The organism is Chenggangzhangella methanolivorans (assembly GCF_019797865.1).
Classification (GTDB): domain Bacteria; phylum Pseudomonadota; class Alphaproteobacteria; order Rhizobiales; family Methylopilaceae; genus Methylopila; species Methylopila methanolivorans.
Window position 1 is genome coordinate 5,183,467 of record NZ_CP081869.1, and the last position, 21,257, is coordinate 5,204,723.

Below are 21,257 nucleotides of genomic sequence, written 5' to 3' on the forward strand. Positions count from 1 at the left end.
CTCCCCGGGGGATGGACAAGCTGCTCTACGTCATCCCGGTCTTCGCGGCCGGGATGGGCCTGTCGCTGCAGGGCATCGTGAACGGGGGCCTCGCACGGGGCCTCGGCTCCGCGGTGCTCGCGGCGACGGTGTCGTTCTGGGTCGGCGGGTTCGTCCTCACCATGCTGGCGCTCGCTTCGGGCGGCGTCGGCCAGGCCTTCGCCTCGGCGAAGGCTCTCGGGCCCGGATGGTGGATCGGAGGCGGGCTGCTCGGCGCCGCCTTCGTCACGGCCGTGACCTTCGCGGCCCCGCGGGTCGGGATCGCGGCCACGATGGCGTTCGCGATCGCCGGCCAGCTGATCGCGGCCTCCGCGCTCGATCATTTCGGCGCGCTCGGCACGCCGGTGCATCCGTTCAACTACGTTCGGGCGGCCGGGATCGGCATGCTGATCGGCGGCGCGCTGCTGGTGCGCTTCTTCTGAGACTTCTCGTGACGCTCCGGCCTCCGGAGCCAAGGCTTCCGGAGCCCCTTTGGACGTCTCGCTGTTCGATTTCGAGCTCCCCGAGGAGCTGATCGCGCTCCGCCCGGCGAGCCCGCGCGACAGCGCGCGGCTGCTCGTGGTGCGGCCGGGAGCCGAGCGCGAACTCGAGGACCTATCCGTTCGAGACCTCCCGCGCCTGTTCACCGAGCGCGACGCCATGGTGGTGAACGCCACGCGCGTCATCCCGGCGCGGCTCCATGGGCGGCGGTTGCGCGGAGAGACCTCGGCCAAGGTCGAGATCATGCTGCACCAGCGCCTCGACGGCGCGCGCTGGAAGGCGTTCGCGCGGCCCGCCAAGAAACTTGGCTCCGGCGACCGGATCGAGATTGGGGAGGGCGGCGAGGCCTGCCTTCTCGGCCGGCTCGACGCGACCGTTGAGGCGAGGGGCGACGAGGGCGAGGTCACGCTCCGCTTCGATCTCTCGGGGCCCGCCCTCGACGCCGCGATCGCGGCGGCCGGAGAGCTGCCGCTGCCGCCCTACATCGCGGGCAAGCGCGCGACCGACGCGCGCGACGCCGACGACTACCAGACCCTGTTCGCGCGCGAGCCGGGCGCGGTCGCGGCCCCGACCGCCGGACTGCACTTCACGCCGGAGCTGATGGAGCGGCTGCGGGAGCGGGGCGTCGCGCGCCACGAGACGGTGCTCCATGTCGGCGCCGGCACCTTCCTGCCGGTGAAGGCGGAGAACACCGACGACCACCGCATGCATTCGGAGACCGGCCACCTCGACGCCGGGACCGCCGCGGGGCTCAACGCGGTTCGCGAGCAGGGCGGGCGGGTTCTGGCGATCGGCACCCACGTCGGCGCGGCTGCTCGAAAGCGCCGCGACGCCGGACGGACTGATCGGTGAGTTTTCGGGCGAGACCGACATCTTCATCACGCCGGGCTACCGCTTCCGCGCGGTCGACGCGCTGCTCACCAACTTCCACCTGCCGCGCTCGACGCTGATGATGCTGATCTCGGCCTTCGCCGGCCTCGACGTGGTGAAGCGCGTCTACGCCCATGCGGTCGCCGAGCGCTACCGGTTCTACTCCTATGGCGACGCGTGCCTGTTCCTGCCGGAGGCGAAGCGGTGACGGAACTGCGTGCTTCGAGACGCCTGCCCGGGCGGGCTCCTCAGCATGAGGACCGTCGCGGCTCCTCGGAACCTTCAACCGTCCTCATGCTGAGGAGGCCCGCAGGGCCGTCTCGAAGCACGCAGTTCATTTCCGCAGGCGCCCGATGAGCCGTATCCCCTTCAACGTCCACGCGACCGACGGCGCGGCGCGCACAGGCGAACTCGTGTTTCCGCGCGGAAGCATCCGCACCCCGCCTTCATGCCGGTGGGGACGGCCGCGACCGTGAAGGCGCTCTACGCCGACCAGGTGGCCGCGACCGGGGCCGACGTCGTGCTCGGCAACACTTATCACCTGATGCTGCGGCCGGGCGCCGAACGCGTCGCGGCGTTCGGCGGGCTCCACGAGTTCATGCGCTGGGACAAGCCGATCCTCACCGATTCCGGCGGCTTCCAGGTGATGTCGCTCGCCGCGCTGAGGAAGCTCGACAAGGACGGGGTGACGTTCCAGTCGCACATCGACGGCTCGACCCACCGGCTGACGCCCGAGCGTTCCGTCGAGATCCAGCGGCTGCTCGGCGCCGACGTCACCATGCAGTTCGACGAATGCGTTCGGCTGCCGGCCCCGCGCGACGACGTCGAGCGCGCCATGCGGCTCTCGCTCGCCTGGGCGGAGCGCTCAAAGGCGGCGTTCGGCAGCCCGCAGGGGCGGGCGCTGTTCGGCATCGTGCAGGGCGGCGACCAGGCGGACCTGCGCAAGGTCTCGGCGCGCGAGCTCGTCGCCGTCGGCTTCGACGGCTACGCGGTCGGCGGGCTTGCTGTCGGCGAGCCGCAGGACGTCATGCTGGCGATGCTCGGAGAGACGGTCCCGGAGCTTCCCTCGGACCGGCCGCGCTATCTCATGGGCGTCGGAACGCCCGACGACATCCTGAAGTCGATCGCGCGCGGGGTCGACATGTTCGACTGCGTGATGCCGACCCGCGCGGGCCGCCACGGCCAGGCCTTCACCCGCTTCGGCAAGATGAACCTGAAGAACGCGCGCTTCGCCGAGGACAAGAGGCCGCTCGACGAGACGAGCGATTGTCCTGCTGCGCGAGACTATTCGCGCGCTTACCTCCATCATCTCGTGAAGTCGGGCGAGATCCTCGGCATGATGCTGCTGAGCTGGGCCAACATCGCCTATTACCAGGCGCTCACGGCCGGCGCCCGGTCCGCGATCGCCTCGGGCGCGTTCGCCGACTACGCCGCCGAAACGACCGCAGGATGGGCGCGCGGCGACGCGTAAAACGGTTGCGCTCGACGGGGCGCTTGCAAATTTCGGTTGTCGCTTCACGAATGGTTGTGATCCGTCGCGCATCCTGCCGCGCAGCAGCCGTGTTGCAGGAACATAAGAGGCTCCGGCGACGGGACGTGCTAGATAGCTCGCGCGAGCGTCGGCGCGAGACGCGTGGCCGCAGGACGGGTTGAGACATCGATGGCGAAGGCCGAGAACGAAGGCGCAGGCGCCAAGATCCTGAAGTCGGTGCGGGTCGAGATGCGCGCCGCCATCGGGCTGCTGGCGGTGTTCTCGGTCGCGATCAACCTGCTGCTCCTCGTGCCCTCCATCTACATGATGCAGATCTATGACCGCGTGCTGCGCAGCGGCGTGGTCGAGACGCTGATCTACGTCACGCTGATCGCCGCCGGCGCGATCGCGGTCTACGCGCTGCTGGAGTCGCTGCGCCTGCGCGCGCTCGCCCGCGTCGGCGAGTGGATCGAGGACACGCTGTTCGAGCCGGTGTTCGCCGCCGCCATGGGAGCCGAGCGCGGCATGGTGAAGTTCGGCGCGCAGGAAGGCGCGCCGTTCCAGGATCTGCGGCTCGTGCGCACCTTCCTTTCGGGCTCCACGCTGCCCTCGCTCTGCGACGTGCCGTGGATGCCGGTGTTCCTGCTCGGCTGCACGCTGATCCACCCTATCTCGGTCTGCTGGGCGCGGTCTTCGCGCTCCTCATCGTGATCCTGGCGCTCGTCAACGACCGCCTGACCAAGCCCGCGGCCGAGAAGGTCCAGCAGGGCCATCAGGAGGCGCAGCGCGTTCTGGCGGAAGCCGCGCGCAACGTCGACACCGTGGCGGCCATGGGTCTGGCCAAGCCGCTCGCCGAAAAGGCGGGTCGCGCCAACGCGCTTTCGATGGCGCTGCTCGCCGAGGCCACCAACCGCAGCTCGGCCACGATCGGCTCCGGCAAGTTCCTGCGCGTCGTCGCGCAGATCATGACGCTCGCGCTCGGCGCCTGGCTTTCGCTCGGCGGCCACATCACGCCGGGCGGCATGATCGCGTCGTCCATCCTGCTGTCGCGCGCGCTCGCGCCGCTCGACCAGTCGATCGCGGCCTGGCGCGGCTTCCAGCAGTGCCGCCTCGCCTGGAAGCGCATCGAGGCGCTGCTCAACGCCGCCGGAGCGAGCGTCGAGGATCCGATCGCGCTGCCGAAGCCCGAGGGGCGCCTCACCATCGAGAACGTCACGGTGGTCGCGCCGGGCGGCGACAAGGCGATCATCAACAACGTCTCGATGCAGATCGCGCCGGGCGACAGCGTGGCCTTCATCGGCCCGTCGGGCTCGGGCAAGTCGACGCTCTGCCGCGCGATCGTGGGATCGCGCGCGCCCCATCGCGGCAAGGTCAGGCTCGACGGCGGCGACGTCATGCTGTGGCGCGACGACCAGCGGCGCAAATATGTCGGCTATCTCGCGCAGGGCACAGAGCTGTTCACCGGGCGCGTGCGCGACGTCATCGCCCGCTTCGACGAGCCTGACGACGAGGCCGTGGTCGAGGCCGCCAAGCTCGCGGGCTGCCACGAGCTGATCCTCGGCCTGCCGCAGGGCTACGACACGCTGCTCGCCAATGGCGGCGGGATGCTCTCCGGCGGCCAGCGCCAGCGCATCGCGCTTGCGCGCGCCGTCTACGGCGAGACCCGCCTCGTGGTGCTGGACGAGCCCAACGCCAGCCTCGACGGCGAGGGCGAGCGGGCGCTCGTCAACTGCATCTCGACGCTGAAGGAGCGCGGCGTGACGGTGATCATGGTGACGCACAAGCCAGCGCTCGCCCATCTCGCCTCGAAGGTGGCGGTGATGCAGAACGGCCAGCTCAAGAAGCTCGGGCCCGCGACCGAGGTGCTGCGCGAGCTCGTGGCGCCGGCGCCGTCCGAAAACGTCCGCTCCATCCCGGGAGGCTCGCGATGACCGGACGGCTCTCAGGCCCTGACGACGGAACCGATTTCGAGGCGCTGCCGGACATGCGTCCGCGGCCCGCGCGGCTCGCCACGCGCCTGCGCGGGGTCGCGCTCGCGGGCGGCGTGGTGATCTTCGGCTTCATGGGGGGCTTTGCGGTCTGGGCCTCGACCGCTCCTCTCTCGGCCGGCGCGGTGGTCAAGGGCGCGGTCGGCCCCGAGGCGAGCCGCAAGTCGGTCCAGCATCTCGAGGGCGGCATCGTGAGCGAAATCCTCGCCCGCGACGGCGACCTCGTTCAGAAGGGCCAGCCGCTGATCACGCTCGAGCGCGCGCAGGCGCTCGCCGCGGTCGGGCAGGTGCGCAACACCATGTCGCGCCGCGAGGCAGAGGCCGCGCGTCTCTTCGCCCAGATCACGAACGCCAAGGAGGTCGATTTCGCGCAGTCGATCACCGACGCCGAGGGCGACCCGACGTTCCCGGATTTCGTGAAGGGCCAGCAGGCGCTGTTCGTCTCAAGCGTGCGGGGGCTGAAGGAGAAGCAGGATCTGCTGCGCGCCCAGATCGACAAGCTCACCGCGCAGATCGAGGGCTCGAAGGGCAAGATCGCCGGCTCGTCCGACCAGAAGCGCCTGATCGACATCCAGCTCGAGGACATCAACAGCCTCATGGAGAAGGGGCTGGCGCGAAAGCCCCAGATGCTGGAGCTGCAGCGCCGTCGCTCCGAGCTCGACACCGAGATCGCGTCGCTCAACGCCCAGATCCGCACCGCGGAGATCGAGAAGGTCGAGAAGCGCATCAGCCTCGAAAACGCCGAGACCACCTTCCTCAACGACGCCTCGACCGAGCTCGCCAAGGCCCGTTCTGAGATCGCCGGCATGGCCGCCAAGCTCTCCGCGAGCGCCGACATCCTTACGCGCACGCAGGTGATCGCGCCTGCGACCGGCTACGTCATCAACAGCCAGGCCAAGACGGTCGGCGGCGTCGTGCGGCCCGGCACTGACCTGATGCAGATCGTGCCGACCGAGGGCGACCTCATCATCGAGGGGCGGGTTTCGCCGCAGGACATCCGCAACATCGAAACCGGACAGATGGCGCGGGTGTCCTTCACCACCTTCCCGATGCGCGACATGCCGATGATCCCGGGCCGCGTCATCCCACGTCGCGGCCGACGCGCTGAAGGACGAGCAGACCCACGAGACCTACTATCTCGCCAAGGTCGCGGTCGACCGATCGGCGTTCGCGGCCTACGCCAAGGTCGAGGACATGAAGCCCGGCTCGCCGGTCGAGGCCTATGTCGAGGCGAGGAAGCGGGTCGCGATGGAGTATTTCCTCGAGCCTGTCATCCACTCGTTCCGGCGCAGCTTCCGGGAGCAGTGAGCGAGGGCGGCGGGAACCTCCGCCGCCGCGCTTTGTTGGTCTTCCAAAGCCTCTTTGGGAGACCTTCCATGTCCAGCACGTCCGACATCGACCGCCTGCACGACCTCGTCGAGGAAATCGCCGTCTGCATGCTGACGTCGAAATCCGGCGCAAGCCTGCGGGCGCGCCCGATGCACGCCAAACTTGACCGGGCGACGGGCGAGATCTCGTTCCTCACCGACGTCCGCCACCACAAGGACGAGGAGATCGCGGCCGATCCGGAGGTGTGCCTCGCCTTCGCGAGCCCGAAGGGCCAGGACTACGTCTCGATCTCGGGGAGGGCGCGCGTCTCGAACGACCGCGCCGCCATCAAGGCCCGCTTCAACGAGATGGCCAAGGTCTGGTTTCCCGGCGGCCCGGAGGACGCGAACGTGCGCCTGCTGGTCGTCGATCCGCATGCCGGGGAGTTCTGGGACGGCAAGAGCAATCCCGTGGCGGTGGCGTTCGAGATCGCGAAGGCGCGCTTGTCGGAGGAGCGCCCCGATCTCGGCGAGAACCGCAAGGTGGCGATGGGTGGCCGCAGGTGACCGGGGGCCCCAACGTCCCGAACCCGTCCGGTCCCGGGCCCGACATCCCGCCGCCTGGAGGGCCGGGCATGCCCCCGCCCGGGCCGGACGGCGTTCCGGTGCAGGATCCCGATGTCGTGCCGAATCCCGACCCCGGCGTCGATCCGTCGATCGATGAGCCGGTCCCGCCGGAACAGCCGGTGATCGACCCGCCGCAGCGGTGAGCCTGATCTGCTTCGAGGATGCCGGACGAAGACTGCGCCGCCTGCCGACAAAGACAGGCGGTGGTGAGCGCGCTGGGACTCGAACCCAGGACCTACTGATTAAAAGTCAGTTGCTCTAACCAGCTGAGCTACGCGCCCTCCCGCAGCGGCGGGCGCGGCTCCTGTAGCATCGCGCGCGGCTTCGCGCGAGCCTTCTTGGCGAAGATCGGGCGATCCGTCGCAACGCGGTTGACCGCATATCGCGGTCGCCCGCTTCGGCGCTCGACGCGCCCGCGCGCTCAGAAGCAGTCGTAGCTGTAAGAGACGTAGTGCTTCGCGTTCGTCCACAATCTCGATTCGTTGAACGCGACGCCGAGCAGGACTTGGTCGCCGGCGTTCACGCTGAACGTGGCGCTCCGGTTCGAGGCCGGCTGCGGCCAGGTGAACGGCGCGGTCGAGGGAGGAAGCGTCGCGTCGCCATAGATGTAGGTCGGAAAACGACGTGGCGTAGGCGTCCGTCTCCCACACGCCGTTGCGGGTCATCGTCAAATAATAGGTGGTGAGCGAGCGGCCGGAGCGCGGGCTGCTCGGCAGGTCGTAGGCGTCGATCTCCAGCCTGAGATTGACGGAGGCATTGGGCGGTCCGCGGCGCGGTGAACGTGGATCCAAGGTTCAGGGCAGACAGCGCGGTCGAGCTCTGCGAGACGAATGCGCCGGCGCTGCGCGGGCCGGTCGGGCCCACCGGCCCTTGCGGACCCGCGGGTCCGGCTGGCCCGGCCGGTCCGGCGTTCCCCTGAGGGCCCGCGGGCCCTTGAGGCCCGGCTGCGCCGGTCTCGCCCTGGGGGCCTGCGGCTCCTGGGGGCCTGCGGCTCCTTGCGGGCCGGCCGGGCCCGCGGGGCCGGTTTCGCCCTGCGGTCCCGCCTCGCCCGCCGGGCCCTTCTTGCCGTCCTTGCCGTCGCCGCCCTTCGCCGCAAGCCGGCCCCAGGCCGTCTGGTCGGTCGGCTTCGCCTTGGTCTTCTTCAGCGCGATGTAGCTCGAGCCCTTGTAAGCGACGGCGTCGTTCGCCCCATAGGACACGCCCGCCGTCCAGTCGCCGCGTCAGGTCAGTCCCCCCGCCGCGAGCTCCGCGCGGGTCTCCTCGGGGCCGCACCCCGACACGCCGTCCGCGGGCACGAGCCGCACCCGCCCGGACTGCGGCCCCGTCGGCGCGTAGCAGGCGAAGAGCGGCTGGTCCGAAATCTCCGCCTGGACGGCGGGAGCCAAAAGAAGGGCCGCGGCCGAGCCGGCGACCCACGAGGAGCGTGACAAAGCGCGGCGCATGGCGGGGGTCTCGACGAGCGGGAGGTAAGCCATGGTCGACGTCGCGACGCTGCGCGGCAATAGGGAATTCTACGTAGGCGCGCAGACCCGGCGCGGCGTCGGCCACGTCTTGTTCCCCCGATGACGCCACCGCGTGCGCTCAAGGCTAAGGCGCGCCGCACTGCGGCGTCACGCGCTCGATTCGCGCTTGCGGATGCGAAACACACGCGCCGCGCCTTCGCGCCGGACGTCGACAAGCGCGTCGCCGCTCTCGCGCACGAAGTTTGGAACGTCGACGGCGGCGAGCGGATCGTCGGTCACGGCGACCAGTTCCAAGCCTGGACCAAGTCCCGCCAACGCCTTGCGAATCTTGAGGACGGGCAGGGGGCAATGGAGCCCCCGGAGGTCGAGCGCGCGCGCGACGGCGCCACCAAGGGCTTCAGCCGTAACCACAGTTTTGCGATCAACCAATAGAGAACTCCTTAAATCACTCTCAAATCACGGTTTTTGCGTCGCAAAACAGATTAGAGGCGTTTGACATTCGAACGGTTCGAACTCTAAATCGGAAGCGATACGTCGGCCGAGGGCCGGCGAGGGATCGGCCGTTTCCGATGGGGGACGGCGGCTTTAGAGAGGGAGGATGCTTCCCCTATGATCGGCGAACTTTCGCGGCGGCAGTTCCTTCGGGCTGCGGGCGCGGGCGTCGCCGGGACGACGCTCGGAGCGATGGGCTTCGGCGGCGCAGAACAGGCTCTCGCCCAGACTGTGCGGCCGTTCAAGCTCGCGAAGACGACGGAGACCCGGAACACCTGCCCGTACTGCTCGGTGGCCTGTGGCGTCCTGATGTATTCCACGGGCGACGGTTCGGCGAACCTGCCCAAGACCGTCATGCACATCGAGGGCGATCCGGACCATCCGGTGAACGCGCGGGACGCTCTGCCCCAAGGGCGCGGCCCTGCTCGACTTCGTGCGGTCCGACACTCGCCTGAAGTACCCGATGCACCGCAAGCCGGGCTCGGACAAGTTCGAGCGGGTCTCCTGGGACGTGGCGCTCGACCGCATCGCGCGCCTGATGAAGGACGACCGCGACGCGAACTTCGTGGCGAAGTCCAAGGACGGCGTGACGGTCAACCGCTGGGCGACCACGGGCTTCCTCGCCGCGTCCGCGACGACCAACGAGACGGCCGTGCTGACCTACAAGGTCGTGCGTTCGGCCGGCATGGTGGTGTTCGACAACCAGGCGCGCGTCTGACACGGACCGACGGTGGCGAGTCTCGCCCCAACATTCGGTCGCGGCGCCATGACGAACTCCTGGGGCGACATCGCCTCGACGGATCTCGTCGTCGTCATGGGTGGCAACGCTGCTGAAGCTCACCCTTGCGGGTTCAAATGGGTCGTCAAGGCCAAGGAGAACCGCGGCGCGAAGCTCATCGTGGTCGATCCGCGCTACACGCGCACGGCCTCGGTCGCCGACTACTATTGCCCGATCCGTCCCGGAACCGACATCGCGTTCCTCGGCGGCGTCATCAAGTACTTGCTGGAAAACGATAAAATCCAGCATGAGTACGTCAAGAACTACACCAACGTCGCCTATCTGGTGAATCCGGGCTTCGGCTACGCCGACGGCTTGTTCACCGGCTACGACGAGGCCAAGCGCGGCTACGACACCTCCACCTGGGACTACCAGATGGGCGAGGACGGCTTCGCCAAGACTGATCCGACGCTGCAGGATCCGAACTGCGTCTTCCAGCTGATGAAGAAGCACTTCGCGATCTACACGCCGGAGCTGGTCGAGAAGATCTGCGGCTCGCCCAAGGACAAGTTCCTGAAGGTCGCCGAGATGATCGCAACGTGCTCGACGCCGACCAAGACCATGACGTCGATGTACGCGCTCGGCTGGACCCAGCATTCGAAGGGCTCGCAGAACATCCGCTGCATGGCGATGATTCAGCTGCTGCTGGGCAACATCGGCGTGCGCGGCGGCGGCATGAATGCGCTCCGCGGCCACTCGAACATCCAGGGCCTGACCGACCTCGGCCTGATGTCCAACCTGATCCCCGGCTATCTCACGATGCCGACGGAGAAGGAGCCGGACTTCAACGCCTACATGTCGACGCGCGGCTTCAAGCCGTTGCAGCCGGGCCAGATGAGCTTCTGGCAGAACTACAAGAAGTTTCTACGTGTCGTTCGCCAAGTCCATGTGGGGCGCGAGCGCGACGGCCGAGAACAACTGGGCCTATGACTACCTGCCCAAGCTCGACGTCACCTACGACGTCCTGCGCGCCTTCGACCTGATGGCGCAGGGCAAGATGACCGGCTACTTCTGCCAGGGGTTCAACCCGCTGATGACCTTCCCCGACCGGGGCAAGCTCACCAAGGGCCTGTCGAACCTCAAGTTCCTCGTCACGATGGATCCGCTCGAGACCGAGACCTCCCGCTTCTGGGAGAATCACGGCGAGTACAACGACGTGAAGAGCGCCGACATCAAGACCGAGGTGTTCCAGCTCCCCACGAGCTGTTTCGCCGAGGACGAGGGCTCGCTCGTGAACTCGGGCCGCTGGCTGCAGTGGCACTATCCGGGCCAGGAGCCGATCTACGAGTCCAAGCACGACACGTGGATCATGGCGCAGATCCATCTGCGCCTGAAGAAGCTCTACGAGGCGGAAGGGGGCGCGTTCCCCGATCCGATCACCAAGCTGAACTGGCCCTACGCGGATCCCGGCGAGCCGTCTCCCATGGAGCTCGCCAAGGAGATGAACGGGTCGGCGCTCGGCGACGTGTTCGATCCCAAGGACGCGACCAAGGTCATCGTGGCGAAGGGCAAGCAGCTCGACGGCTTCGCGCAGCTTCGCGACGACGGCTCCACCACGTCCTTCTGCTGGATCTACGCCGGCTGCTGGACGGAGTCCGGCAACAACATGGCCCGTCGCGACAACACCGACCCGGAGGACGCAGGACTTGCGCCCAAATGGGCCTGGGCGTGGCCGGCCAACCGGCGCATCCTCTACAACCGCGCCTCGGCCGACCCTGCGGGCAAGCCGTGGGACGACACGAGAAAGCTCGTCTACTGGACGGGCGAGAAGTGGGGCGGGATCGACGTGCCGGACTACGGCGCGGCCTTCAAGCCGGAGCAGAACGTCGGCCCCTTCATCATGAACCCGGAAGGGGTGGCGCGGTTCTTCTCCCGCAAGATGATGCGGGACGGACCGTTCCCGGCCCACTACGAGCCCTTCGAGTCGCCGGTCGCGAACGCCGTCGCCCCGAAGATCCGCGGCAATCCCGCCGCGCGCATCTTCAAGGCGGACTTCGCGGCGCTCGGCTCGTCGGACAAGTACCCCTACGTGGCCACCAGCTACCGCCTGACCGAGCACTTCCACCAGTGGACGAAGCACAATCGGGTCAACGCGGCGCTGCAGCCTGAATTCTTCGTCGAGATCTCCGAAGAGCTCGCGAAGGAGAAGGGCATCACGAAGGGCGGCTGGGTCCGGGTCTGGTCGAACCGCGGTTCGATCAAGGCCAAGGCCGTGGTCACCAAGCGCATCAAGCCCATGATGGTCGACGGCAAGCCGACGCACATCGTCGGCATCCCGCAGCATTGGGGCTTCATGGGCGCGGCGAAGAAGGGCCACAACCCGAACTCGCTGACCCCCTTCGTGGGCGACGCGAACATCGAGACGCCGGAATACAAGGCGTTCCTGGTCAACATCGAGGCCGTGGCCTCGGGTCCGATCGCGTAAGGGAGGGCGAGAGATATGGCGAACCAATCCCTCAACCTGCTGCGCCGCTCGGCCTCGACCGACGTCCCCGCCGTCGCCGGCGGGGCCCAGATCGAGGTGGCGAAGCTCATCGACGTCTCGAAGTGCATCGGCTGCAAGGCCTGCCAGGCGGCGTGCCTCGAATGGAACGACCTCCGCGAGGAGGTCGGGGTCAATACGGGCGTCTACGACAACCCGCATGACCTCACCCCCCATTCGTGGACGCTGATGCGCTTCGCCGAATGGGACAACCCGGACACGGGGAACATGGAGTGGCTGATCCGCAAGGACGGCTGCATGCACTGTTCCGACCCGGGCTGCCTCAAGGCGTGTCCGGCCCCGGGCGCGATCGTGCAGTACACCAACGGCATCGTGGACTTCATCCACGAGAACTGCATCGGCTGCGGCTACTGTCTGAAGGGCTGCCCCTTCAACATTCCCCGCATCTCGAAGGTGGACCACAAGGCCTACAAGTGCTCGCTCTGCTCCGACCGCGTCGCGGTCGGCCAGGGGCCGGCATGCGCCAAGGCGTGTCCCACCACCGCGATCATGTTCGGGACCAAGGACGCGATGAAGGCCCAGGCCGAGAAGCGCATCGTGGACCTGAAGTCGCGCGGCTACGCCAACGCCGGCCTCTACGATCCGGCGGGCGTGGGCGGCACTCACGTGATGTACGTGCTCCACCACAACGACAAGCCGGAGATCTACGCCGGCCTGCCGCATGAGCCGAAGATCAGCCCGCTGGTCGCGGCGTGGAAGGGCACGGGCAAGGTGCTGGCGCTCGGCGCTCTCGCCTTCGCGGCGATCGGCGCCTTCGTCCACCACACGGTGGTCGGGGCGAACCGCGTCTCCGAGCATGACGAGGAGAACGCGGCCGAGCTGATCGAGGCGACCAGGGCGAAGACCTCTGGCGGAGACGGTCCGGAGGCGCGGGTCTGATGGCGATCGACATCGAACACCGCGCTCCGGCGGCCCGGGAGCGGACCTACGTCCACCGCTACTCGGCCTTCGCGCGGGTCAACCACTGGATCACGGCGCTCACCTTCGTGGCGCTCGCCCTGAGCGGTCTCGCGCTGTTCCATCCGAGCCTGTTCTTCCTCACCGGGCTCTTCGGCGGAGGCGCGCTCACGCGCGTCATCCACCCCTGGCTCGGCGTGCTGCTCGTCATTTCGTTCTTCGGCATGTTCCTGCAGTTCTGGAGGGCCAACCTCTGGAACCAGGACGACACGAAGTGGATCTCCAAGATCGGCGACGTGGTGAAGGGCGACGAGGAGAAGCTGCCCGAGCTCGAGAAATACAACGCCGGCCAGAAGGGCGTGTTCTGGGGCCAGTCGCTGATGATCCTCGTGCTGTTCTGCTCGGGGCTCATCATCTGGGACCAGTATTTCGGCGGGTACGTGTCGATCGACACCAACCGGCTGGCGGCGCTCGTCCATGCGGTGATGGCGTTCTTCGCCATCCTGCTGATCGTCGTGCACGTCTATGCCGGCATCTGGGTGCGCGGCACGGTGTCGAGCATGACGCAGGGCCGGGTCACCGGCGGCTGGGCCTGGCGGCATCACCGCAAATGGCTGCGCCGCGAAGCCCGCGGCGGCAAGGAAGCCGGCGAGTGAGCTGATCGGGCTGCGGCGGGATCGGGCCTCACGGTCGGATCCCGCCGCCGACCTCTTGTCCCGGCCTTGAGCCGGGACCCGTATCCACGACATAGTTCAAGAAGTCGCCGGCCGACCCGCGTCGTCCGGAACGGACGACGTTTCTGGGTCCCGGATCAAGTCCGGGACAAGGGCGGCGCCGGTTATTTCCGAACGGAGCGTAAGCATGGCCGGACCGAGCGTCCTCGAGCCGTCCCCCAACGTCATCGGCGTCACCCGAAGCCGCCCTTCGCGGTGCTTCCGGCGCCCGAGACCATGTTCGCGGCCCGCGCCGCGCGGTTTCGCGACCTCGCCGAAGATCATCCGCTCGCCGACTACCTGACGTTCCTCGCCGAGCTCAGCCAGATCCAGCACGACATCCAGCCGAGCCTGCCCGCGCCGCGCCCGCCCTCGACCGAGGCGATGGAGCGCGCGCTCGATTTCTCCATGCCGCCGCTCGACCGCGCCCGTTTCGAACCCGACGGGGCGGCGCTCACGACGCTTGAGCGGCTGCTCGACAAGGCGGTGGCGGTGAACATGCCGGAGCCCGCGGCGGCCGCGCGCGCCAAGCTCGCAAACGATGCCGAGGCCCGCCGCACGGCGCTCGTCCAGGCGCTCGAAGGCGCGCCGGGCGTCGAGACGCTCGCCTCCCACGTCTTCGCCGCGGCGGCGCTTCAGGTGCATTTCGCCCGCGTCGCCGCCGGTCTCGACGCCGAGAGGCTGTCGCCGGTCGGCACGGGCGCGTGTCCGGCCTGCGGCGGGCCGCCGGTCGCGAGCCTCGTGGTCGGCTGGACCGCCGCCCACGGCGCGCGCTTCGTCTCCTGCGCGCTCTGCGCGACGTTGTGGAACCATGTCCGGGTCAAGTGCGTCGCCTGCGACTCGACCGCGGGCATCGCCTATCGCGAGCTCGCGCCCGAGGAGGATGGGGCCGAGCCCAAGGCCACGCGCGGCCTTCGCGCCAAGGAGCAGGCCGAGGCCCGCGCGCCCGTGCGCGCCGAGACCTGCGACAGCTGCAAGACCTACGTGAAGATCATGCACCAGCATGTCGTGCCGGACGTCGATCCGGTCGCCGACGACGTCGCCACCCTCGGGCTCGACCTGAAGCTGCGCGAGGAGGGCTGGGCGCGCGCGGCTTTCAATCCCTATCTTCTGGGCTATTGATGAGCGGGCGGGCGGTTCGGCCCGCCCTCAACGTCCCGACGAGCGACCGCAAGCCGAGATGAGTGACCAGTCGAGCCTCGCTCCGGCCAACGCCCGTGCGCCGCTGCCCTCCGTCGACCGCGTTCTGGCCGCGGAGGCGGCGCAGATCGCCTCCGAACGCCATGGCCGGACCGCGACCGTCGCGGCCGTCCGCGCGGCGCTGTCGGAGCTGAGGCCCGCCTGGCTCTCCGGCGTCGAGCTCGACGTCTCGCCCGAGCGGATCGCCGCCGCCGCCTCGCTTCGGCTCGAGGCCGACGAGCGGCCGAGCCAGCGCCGGGTGCTGAACCTCACCGGCACTGTGCTGCACACCAATCTCGGCCGCGCGCTCCTCGCCGAGGAGGCGATCGCGGCCGTGGTGGCGGCCATGCGCAGCCCGACCGCGCTCGAGTTCAACCTCTCGGGCGGCGCCCGCGGCGAGCGCGACGATCATGTCCGCGGCCTCCTGCGCGAGCTCACCGGCGCGGAGGACGCGGTCGCGGTCAACAACAACGCGGCGGCCGTGCTGCTGACGCTCAATTCGCTGTCGGACGGGCGCGAGACCATCGTGTCGCGCGGCGAGCTGATCGAGATCGGCGGCGCGTTCCGCATGCCCTCGATCATGAGCCGCGCCGGCGCGCGGCTCGTCGAGGTCGGCACCACCAACCGCACCCATCTCGCCGATTACGCCGACGCCATCGGGCCCGCGACCGCGCTTCTGATGAAGGTGCATCCGTCGAACTACCGGATCGAGGGCTTCACCAAGGAGGTGACGGCCCGCGAGCTCGCCCCCGTCGCCCGCGAGCGCGGCGTTCCGCTGGTGGACGATCTCGGCTCGGGCGTGCTGGTCGACCTGACGACATGGGGCCTCCAGCGCGAGCGCACGGTGCAGGAAGCGGTCGCGGACGGGGCCGACCTCGTCACCTTCTCGGGCGACAAGCTGCTGGGCGGCCCGCAGGCCGGCGTCGTGGTGGGACGCCGCGATCTCGTGCGGCGGCTCGCCAAGAACCACCTGAAGCGGGCCCTGAGGCTCGACAAGCTTCGGCTCGCCGGCCTCGAAGCGACGCTGCGGCTCTATCGCGATCCGGACCGCCTCGCCGAGCGGCTGCCGACGCTCGCGTTGCTCACCCGTCCGGCCGAGAAGCTGAAGCGGCTCGCCGAGCGCTTCCGGCCGAGCCTCGAGGGCGCGATCGGATCGCAGTTCTCTGTCGCGACCGTCGATCTCGAAAGCCAGATCGGCTCCGGCGCGCTGCCGCTCGCCTCCATTCCAAGCGCGGGCCTTGCGATCGAGGCGCTCTCCGGCGGCGGGGGAGCGCTGACGCGTCTCTCGGCCGCCATGCGCGCGCTTGCGACCCCCATCATCGGCCGCATCGCCGACGACAGGCTGCTGCTGGACCTGCGCGGGCTCGACGACGAGGCCGAATTCGGCCGCAGCCTGTTCGAGCTCGGACTCGCCGCGGGCGCGGAGGGACGGCCATGACCTGGTTCCAGAAGCTGCTCGGCTCAAGCCTGCTCGTTCCGCGCGACCGCGAGGCGGAGCGGCGGACCGAGGAGGAGCAGGACGTCGCGGCGCTGATGGAGATGGCCTACGAGGCCGCCGAGCGCGGCGACTACGACATCGCCGTCGGCGTCTGGGGCCCGCTCGCGGCCCAGGGATGGCCGCCCGCGCGCTCAGCAATCTCGGCGCCTGCTACGTCGAGGGGCTCGGCGTCAGCCGGGATCTCGCCAAGGCCGCGAAGCTGTTCGCGCGCGGCGCGGAGGCCGGCGACTCGGTCGCGCAGCGCAATCTCGCGACGCTGCATTTCAAGGGCGAGGGCGGCGTCGAGCAGGACGACGCCGCCGCGCTCGAACTGTTCGAGGCGGCCGCCGAACAAGGCGACGCCGCCGCGCAGGACATGCTGAGCTGGATGCTGCTCGAAGGGCAGGGCGACGAGCCCGACCCGCAGGGCGCGCGGCGCTGGGCGTTGGCGGCCGCCGAGCAGGGAGTGGCCTCCTCGATGACCCGGCTCGGGCTCATCGCCCACAATGCGCTCGGCATGGAGCGCGATCCGGAAGAAGCGGCGCGGTGGTGGTACGAGGCCGCCCGCCGCGGCGACGCCGACGGACAGGCGATGCTCGGCGCCTCGCTCCATCTTGGTTCGGGCGTCGAGAAGGACGACCGCGCGGCGCTGATCTGGCTCATCCGCGCAGGACAGGGCGGCAGTCCGCTCGCCGCGTCCTTCGTCGCCGCCGTCCGCGCCGCGCTTGGGCCCGAGGACATCTCGGCCGCCGAAGCCGTGGCGGCCCAGCCGCCGATCCAGGAGGGCGCGGCGTGATCATCGGCACGGCGGGACATGTCGACCACGGCAAGTCCGCGCTCGTGCGCGCGTTGACCGGCGTGGATCCCGACCGGCTGAAGGAGGAGAAGGCGAGGGGCGTCTCGATCGACCTCGGTTTCGCCTATCTGCCGCGGGACGACGGCTCGGTGCTCGGCTTCGTGGACGTGCCGGGCCATGAGAAGTTCGTCCGCAACATGCTGGCGGGCGCGAGCGGGATCGATCTCGCCTTGATCGTGATCGCGGCCGACGACGGGCCGATGCCGCAGACGCGCGAACATCTCGCGATCGTCGACCTGCTCGGCGTGCGGCGGGGGCTCGTGGCGCTCACCAAATGCGATCTCGCCGACGAGGGGCGCCGCGGCGAGGCGGTGGCCGAAATCGAGGCGCTGCTCGACGGCTCCTCCTTCGAGGGGGTCGAGGTCGTGCCGGTTTCGGTGGTGACCGGGGAGGGGCTCGAGGCGCTGCAGGCGCGGCTCGACGGTCTCGCCTCGGAAGTCGCGCGACCGGCCGCCGACGGGCGGTTTCGGCTGTCGGTCGATCGCTGCTTCACGCTGTCGGGCGCCGGCACGGTGGTGACCGGCTCGGTGCGCGACGGCGTCGTCAGGGTCGGCGATCCTGTCATCGTCTCTCTCGACCGGCGTCGAGGCGCGGGTGCGCGCCATCCACGCCCAGAACCGGCCTGCCGAGGAGGGGCGCCCCGGCGAGCGCTGCGCCCTCAATCTCGTCGGGCCCCGCGTCTCCAAGGAGGCGATCCGCCGCGGCGACGTGGTGGGCGCGCCGGAGCTGCACCGGCCGACGGCGCGCATCGACGTCGAGATGACGGTGCTGGCGGGCGAGCCGAAGCCGTTCGGTCCGTGGACGCCGCTGCGCCTGCACCATGGCGCGGCCGACGTCGCGGCCCGGCTCGTGCCGCTCGAGGGCGAGGCGATCCGGCCCGGCGAGACCGCGCGGGTCCAGCTCGTGCTCGACCATCCGATCGCCGCGGTGGCGCTCGACCGGTTCGTCGCCCGCGACACCAGCGGCGCGCGCACCGTGGCGGGCGGGCGGATCCTCGACCTGCGCGCGCCCGAGCGCCGGCGACGCTCGCCCGAGCGCCGCGCCCAGCTCGCCGCGCTCTCGCATGAAGATCACGCCGAGGCGCTCGGCGCTCTGCTCGCCGCGCCGCCTCACGCGGTCGACGTCGACGGCTTCATGCGGGACCGCAACATCGGCCCGCAACAATCTGAAAAGATTATAAGAGACGCAGGCCTTGTGCGTCTCGGATCGAAGGGCGTGGCGCTCTCAGCCCGCGATTTCGCGGCCTTTTCGGCGAGCGTCGACGAGGCGCTCGCCCGCTATCACGCCGAGCACCCGGACCTTCAGGGCGTCGGCGCTGAGCGGCTGCGACTGTCGGTCGAGCCGAGGCTGCCGGCCCCGTCTTTCCTCGCCGCCGTCGCGACGCTTCAGCGTCAGGGCGCGGTGGCGGCGGAGGGGGCGTGGATCCGCCTCCCCGGCCATGCCGTGCGCCTCGCCCCCGCCGACGAGGCGCTCTGGGAGGAGGCTGCGCCGCTGCTTGGCGGCGAGGCGCGGTTCCGGCCGCCGCGGGTCCGCGACATCGCCGGCGAGATCGGCGCCGAGGAGGCGGAGGTGCGGCGCACGCTCAAGCTCGTCGGTCGGCTCGGCCAGGTCGACGAGGTCGCGCACGACCACTTCTTCCTGCGCGAGACCATCGCCGAACTCGTCGACATCGCCGCAGACGTCGCGCGCGAGGACGAGGTGGTGACGGCGGCGCGGTTTCGCGACAGGCTCGAAAACGGGCGGAAGGTCGCGATCCAGATCCTCGAATTTCTCGACCGCCACGGCGTCACGATCCGCCGCGGCGACGACCGGCGGATGAACCGCCACCGCATCGACCTGTTCCGTCGCCGCGACGTGACAGGCGGCGAAGGAGCCGAACCATGACGTTTCGTCCTGCAGCGCTCGACGTGCTAGAGATGACGGCGCGCGAGGCCGGCGCCGCCGAAACGCGGTTCCGCGAGGAGTTCGCGCGCGAGATCCTGCGCCTCGAGACCGAGCGCCGACGCGCCTATCGGCGCATGAATTTTCTGGCGGCCCTGGTGGCGGCGGACGCCCGGTCCTCGAGCCGCGAGGAGTCGCGGGGCGCGCAGCGCCGCGCCGCCGCTGCGGAGTTCGACTGGGAGGAGCTCGACCAACCCCGCGCCGCAGCTCTCGACGAGCTGGAGCCGCTCTCCGACGCCGTCCATGACGAGCGTCTGCTCGAGGAGACCGAGGACGCCGCGGAGGGCCACGACCGCGCCGCCGCGCTCCTGATGGCGCTCGCGGACTTCGAGGCCCGTTTCGAGACCGCCCGCGGCCAGTCCTTCGTGGTGGCGTTCGACCGCTACATGCCGGAGACGCCGCTTGTCGATTTCTGATCAGGACGTTGCGGACGCCAACCCGCCGATGCTGGACTTCGACGACTGGCTGAAGGCCGCCTTCGCCGAGACGGAAGGCTTCACGGCGCTCGTCGTGCTGGTCGAGATCACCGAGACCGACGCCAAGCCGGTCGCCTCGACGTTCTTCCACGTGATCGGCGACGAGGCGACGTGGAAGGACGTGCGGAAGATGTTCGCCTCCGCGCCCGGCGGCTGGGACGGCGCGGTGTTCTTCACCGCGACCTCGCGCGACGGCGGGCCGATCGAGGAGCCGCTCGCGCGGGTCGAATTGCGCCGCGTTGAGGCCGAGATCGGCGACGACCGGTTGCGCATCAACGACGGCGCGTTTTTCGACCGCAAGGGACGGCGGATGCGCATCGACGAGGACGAGGCCGCCGCATGAGCGCCGCGCCCCCGGCGCTTGCGGCCGACCCCTGCGACGCCCCCCGAAAGGGCCGCGGGCTGCTGACGGTCGAGCAGGCGCAGGGGCTCGCGGCGGGTCTTGCGGACGGACCGGTGGGCGTCGAGACGCTCCCGATCGCCCGGATCGCGGGCCGGGTGTCGGCCGAGCCCGTGACGAGCCCGACCCCGCTGCCGCCCTTCGATCATTCGGCGATGGACGGCTACGCGCTCGCCTCGCTTGGACCCGACCATGTGGTGAGGGGCCGCTTCGCCGCGGGCTCGCGCGGCGCGCGCGAACCGCTCGCGCCCGGGGAGGCCGCGCGGATCATGACCGGCGCGCCGATGCCGCCCGGCGCGGTCGCTGTCGCGATGCAGGAGCGGGTCGAGGCGTCCGGCGACCGCATCGCGCTTCGCGGGCCGCTGGAGGCCGGCGCCAACATCCGCCGCCGCGGCGAGGACGTCGGCGTCGGCGACGTGATCGTGCCGGCGGGGGTGCGGCTCGACGCCCGCCATGTCGCGATTCTCGCCGCCGCGGGCGTCTCCGAAATCGCTGTGCGGCGGCGCGTCGTCGTGGGGCTGATGTCGACGGGCGACGAGCTGGTGCGCCCCGGCCGGCCGCTCGCGCCCGGCATGATCCACGACGCCAACCGCCCGATGCTGGCGGCGCTGCTCGGCGCCCAGCCCGCGCTCGAGATCGTCGATCTCGGCGTCGCGCCCGACGATCGCGAGGAACTCGCCCGCCTCGTCGCCGACGCCGCGCGCCGCTGCGACGCGCTGGTGACGAGCGGCGCGACCTCGGTCGGCGAGGAGGATCATCTGGCCGCCGCCGTGACGGCCGCGGGCGGGCGGCTGCGGCTCGCAAGCGTCGCCATCAAGCCGGGAAAACCCGTGGTGGCGGGCCGTCTCGGAGGCGCGACGCTGATCGGGCTGCCCGGCAACCCCTTCGCGGCGCTGGTCGCATGGCTCCTGGTCGGGCGCGTCGCGCTCGAGCGGCTGGCGGGCCTTCCGCCGCGTCCGCTCACGCCGCTTGCGGCGGTCGCAGGCTTCTCGCAGAAGGGGCCGGGCGGCCGCACTGAGTTCGCGCCGGCCAAGCTCATGGGAACGGCCGAGAACGGCCTGCCGGTGGTCGAGAAGCTCGGGCGCGGCGGCTCCGCCCGCCTTGCGCCGCTGATCGCCGCCGATGGGCTCGCGGTGATCGCCGCAGGCGTCGACGAGGTTCGGGAGGGAGATCCGGTCGGTTTCCTGCCGTTCGAGGCCGCGGCGGAGCTTTAGTCCGCCGCTCCGTGCGCGGACGCCCTGCGGTTGAGCTCTCGCGCACGCGGAGATTGACGCGGTTCGCCCGCGCGAGCACTCTCGGC

15 protein-coding genes, 1 tRNA gene and 5 pseudogenes are annotated in these 21,257 nt (G+C 70.0%); 17 read left to right on the forward strand and 4 right to left on the reverse strand.

Features of this window, described 5'->3' with window-relative positions; all coding sequences use genetic code 11:
- Positions 1 to 11 precede the first annotated feature (11 nt).
- From K6K41_RS27325 to K6K41_RS27355, 7 genes and pseudogenes are all read left to right on the forward strand, one after another.
- Positions 12 to 461, forward strand: coding sequence for a DMT family transporter (locus K6K41_RS27325; protein WP_261403139.1), 450 nt, complete (start codon positions 12 to 14; stop codon positions 459 to 461).
- Between the two features lie 49 nt (positions 462 to 510).
- Positions 511 to 1,597: pseudogene (gene queA / locus K6K41_RS27330) on the forward strand (tRNA preQ1(34) S-adenosylmethionine ribosyltransferase-isomerase QueA).
- A 145-nt stretch (positions 1,598 to 1,742) separates the two neighbouring features.
- Positions 1,743 to 2,860, forward strand: a pseudogene (gene tgt / locus K6K41_RS27335) (tRNA guanosine(34) transglycosylase Tgt).
- A gap of 189 nt (positions 2,861 to 3,049) precedes the next feature.
- The gene (locus K6K41_RS27340; protein WP_261403140.1) at positions 3,050 to 3,571 is read left to right on the forward strand and encodes a type I secretion system permease/ATPase; all 522 of its coding nucleotides are present in this window, start codon (positions 3,050 to 3,052) and stop codon (positions 3,569 to 3,571) included.
- On the forward strand, positions 3,487 to 4,791 hold the full coding sequence (locus K6K41_RS27345) for a type I secretion system permease/ATPase (RefSeq protein WP_261403141.1): 1,305 nt from the start codon (positions 3,487 to 3,489) through the stop codon (positions 4,789 to 4,791). Before K6K41_RS27340 ends, K6K41_RS27345 begins: the two co-directional genes overlap by 85 nt.
- Complete coding sequence (locus K6K41_RS27350; RefSeq protein WP_261403142.1) at positions 4,788 to 6,722, forward strand: HlyD family type I secretion periplasmic adaptor subunit; 1,935 nt, start codon at positions 4,788 to 4,790, stop codon at positions 6,720 to 6,722. Before K6K41_RS27345 ends, K6K41_RS27350 begins: the two co-directional genes overlap by 4 nt.
- On the forward strand, positions 6,719 to 6,925 hold the full coding sequence (locus K6K41_RS27355; RefSeq protein WP_261403143.1) for a hypothetical protein: 207 nt from the start codon (positions 6,719 to 6,721) through the stop codon (positions 6,923 to 6,925). The genes K6K41_RS27350 and K6K41_RS27355 overlap by 4 nt, the downstream gene beginning before the upstream one ends.
- Before the next feature lie 61 nt (positions 6,926 to 6,986).
- Here the strand turns inward: K6K41_RS27355 and K6K41_RS27360 are convergent.
- From K6K41_RS27360 to K6K41_RS27375, 4 genes are all read right to left on the reverse strand, one after another.
- Positions 6,987 to 7,063: transfer RNA gene (locus tag K6K41_RS27360), tRNA-Lys, on the reverse strand.
- Positions 7,064 to 7,576: 513 nt separating this feature from the next.
- Positions 7,577 to 7,981: a collagen-like protein gene (locus tag K6K41_RS27365; RefSeq protein ID WP_261403144.1), complete on the reverse strand. Its 405-nt coding sequence runs from the start codon at positions 7,979 to 7,981 to the stop codon at positions 7,577 to 7,579.
- Positions 7,982 to 8,002: 21 nt separating this feature from the next.
- Positions 8,003 to 8,257, reverse strand: a complete 255-nt coding sequence (locus K6K41_RS27370) for a hypothetical protein (protein WP_261403145.1) — start codon at positions 8,255 to 8,257, stop codon at positions 8,003 to 8,005.
- A gap of 135 nt (positions 8,258 to 8,392) precedes the next feature.
- Positions 8,393 to 8,656, reverse strand: a complete 264-nt coding sequence (locus K6K41_RS27375) for a sulfurtransferase TusA family protein (protein ID WP_261405844.1) — start codon at positions 8,654 to 8,656, stop codon at positions 8,393 to 8,395.
- A gap of 198 nt (positions 8,657 to 8,854) precedes the next feature.
- On the opposite strand from K6K41_RS27375, the pseudogene fdnG reads away from it, so the two are divergent.
- The 10 genes and pseudogenes from fdnG (at position 8,855) to K6K41_RS27425 (ending at position 21,171) form a co-directional block, all read left to right on the forward strand.
- Positions 8,855 to 11,940: pseudogene (gene fdnG / locus K6K41_RS27380) on the forward strand (formate dehydrogenase-N subunit alpha).
- 15 nt (positions 11,941 to 11,955) lie between these two features.
- A complete protein-coding gene (gene fdxH, locus K6K41_RS27385) occupies positions 11,956 to 12,897 on the forward strand; it encodes a formate dehydrogenase subunit beta (protein WP_261403146.1) in 942 nt (313 codons plus the stop codon).
- On the forward strand, positions 12,897 to 13,571 hold the full coding sequence (locus tag K6K41_RS27390; RefSeq protein ID WP_261403147.1) for a formate dehydrogenase subunit gamma: 675 nt from the start codon (positions 12,897 to 12,899) through the stop codon (positions 13,569 to 13,571). The genes fdxH and K6K41_RS27390 overlap by 1 nt, the downstream gene beginning before the upstream one ends.
- A 273-nt stretch (positions 13,572 to 13,844) precedes the next feature.
- Positions 13,845 to 14,750 carry a formate dehydrogenase accessory protein FdhE gene (fdhE, locus tag K6K41_RS27395; protein WP_261403148.1) on the forward strand — a complete coding sequence of 302 codons (906 nt, stop codon included), beginning with the start codon at positions 13,845 to 13,847 and terminating at the stop codon, positions 14,748 to 14,750.
- 58 nt (positions 14,751 to 14,808) lie between these two features.
- The gene (selA, locus tag K6K41_RS27400; protein WP_261403149.1) at positions 14,809 to 16,245 is read left to right on the forward strand and encodes an L-seryl-tRNA(Sec) selenium transferase; all 1,437 of its coding nucleotides are present in this window, start codon (positions 14,809 to 14,811) and stop codon (positions 16,243 to 16,245) included.
- Positions 16,246 to 16,340: 95 nt separating this feature from the next.
- Positions 16,341 to 17,080 (forward strand): annotated as a pseudogene (locus tag K6K41_RS27405) (tetratricopeptide repeat protein).
- Positions 17,077 to 19,024: pseudogene (selB, locus tag K6K41_RS30890) on the forward strand (selenocysteine-specific translation elongation factor). The pseudogenes K6K41_RS27405 and selB overlap by 4 nt, the downstream one beginning before the upstream one ends.
- Positions 19,021 to 19,497 carry a hypothetical protein gene (locus K6K41_RS27415; RefSeq protein WP_261403151.1) on the forward strand — a complete coding sequence of 159 codons (477 nt, stop codon included), beginning with the start codon at positions 19,021 to 19,023 and terminating at the stop codon, positions 19,495 to 19,497. The pseudogene selB and the gene K6K41_RS27415 overlap by 4 nt, the downstream one beginning before the upstream one ends.
- A complete protein-coding gene (locus K6K41_RS27420; protein WP_261403152.1) occupies positions 19,484 to 19,900 on the forward strand; it encodes a hypothetical protein in 417 nt (138 codons plus the stop codon). Before K6K41_RS27415 ends, K6K41_RS27420 begins: the two co-directional genes overlap by 14 nt.
- Complete coding sequence (locus K6K41_RS27425; RefSeq protein WP_261403153.1) at positions 19,897 to 21,171, forward strand: molybdopterin molybdotransferase MoeA; 1,275 nt, start codon at positions 19,897 to 19,899, stop codon at positions 21,169 to 21,171. Before K6K41_RS27420 ends, K6K41_RS27425 begins: the two co-directional genes overlap by 4 nt.
- Positions 21,172 to 21,257 lie beyond the last annotated feature (86 nt).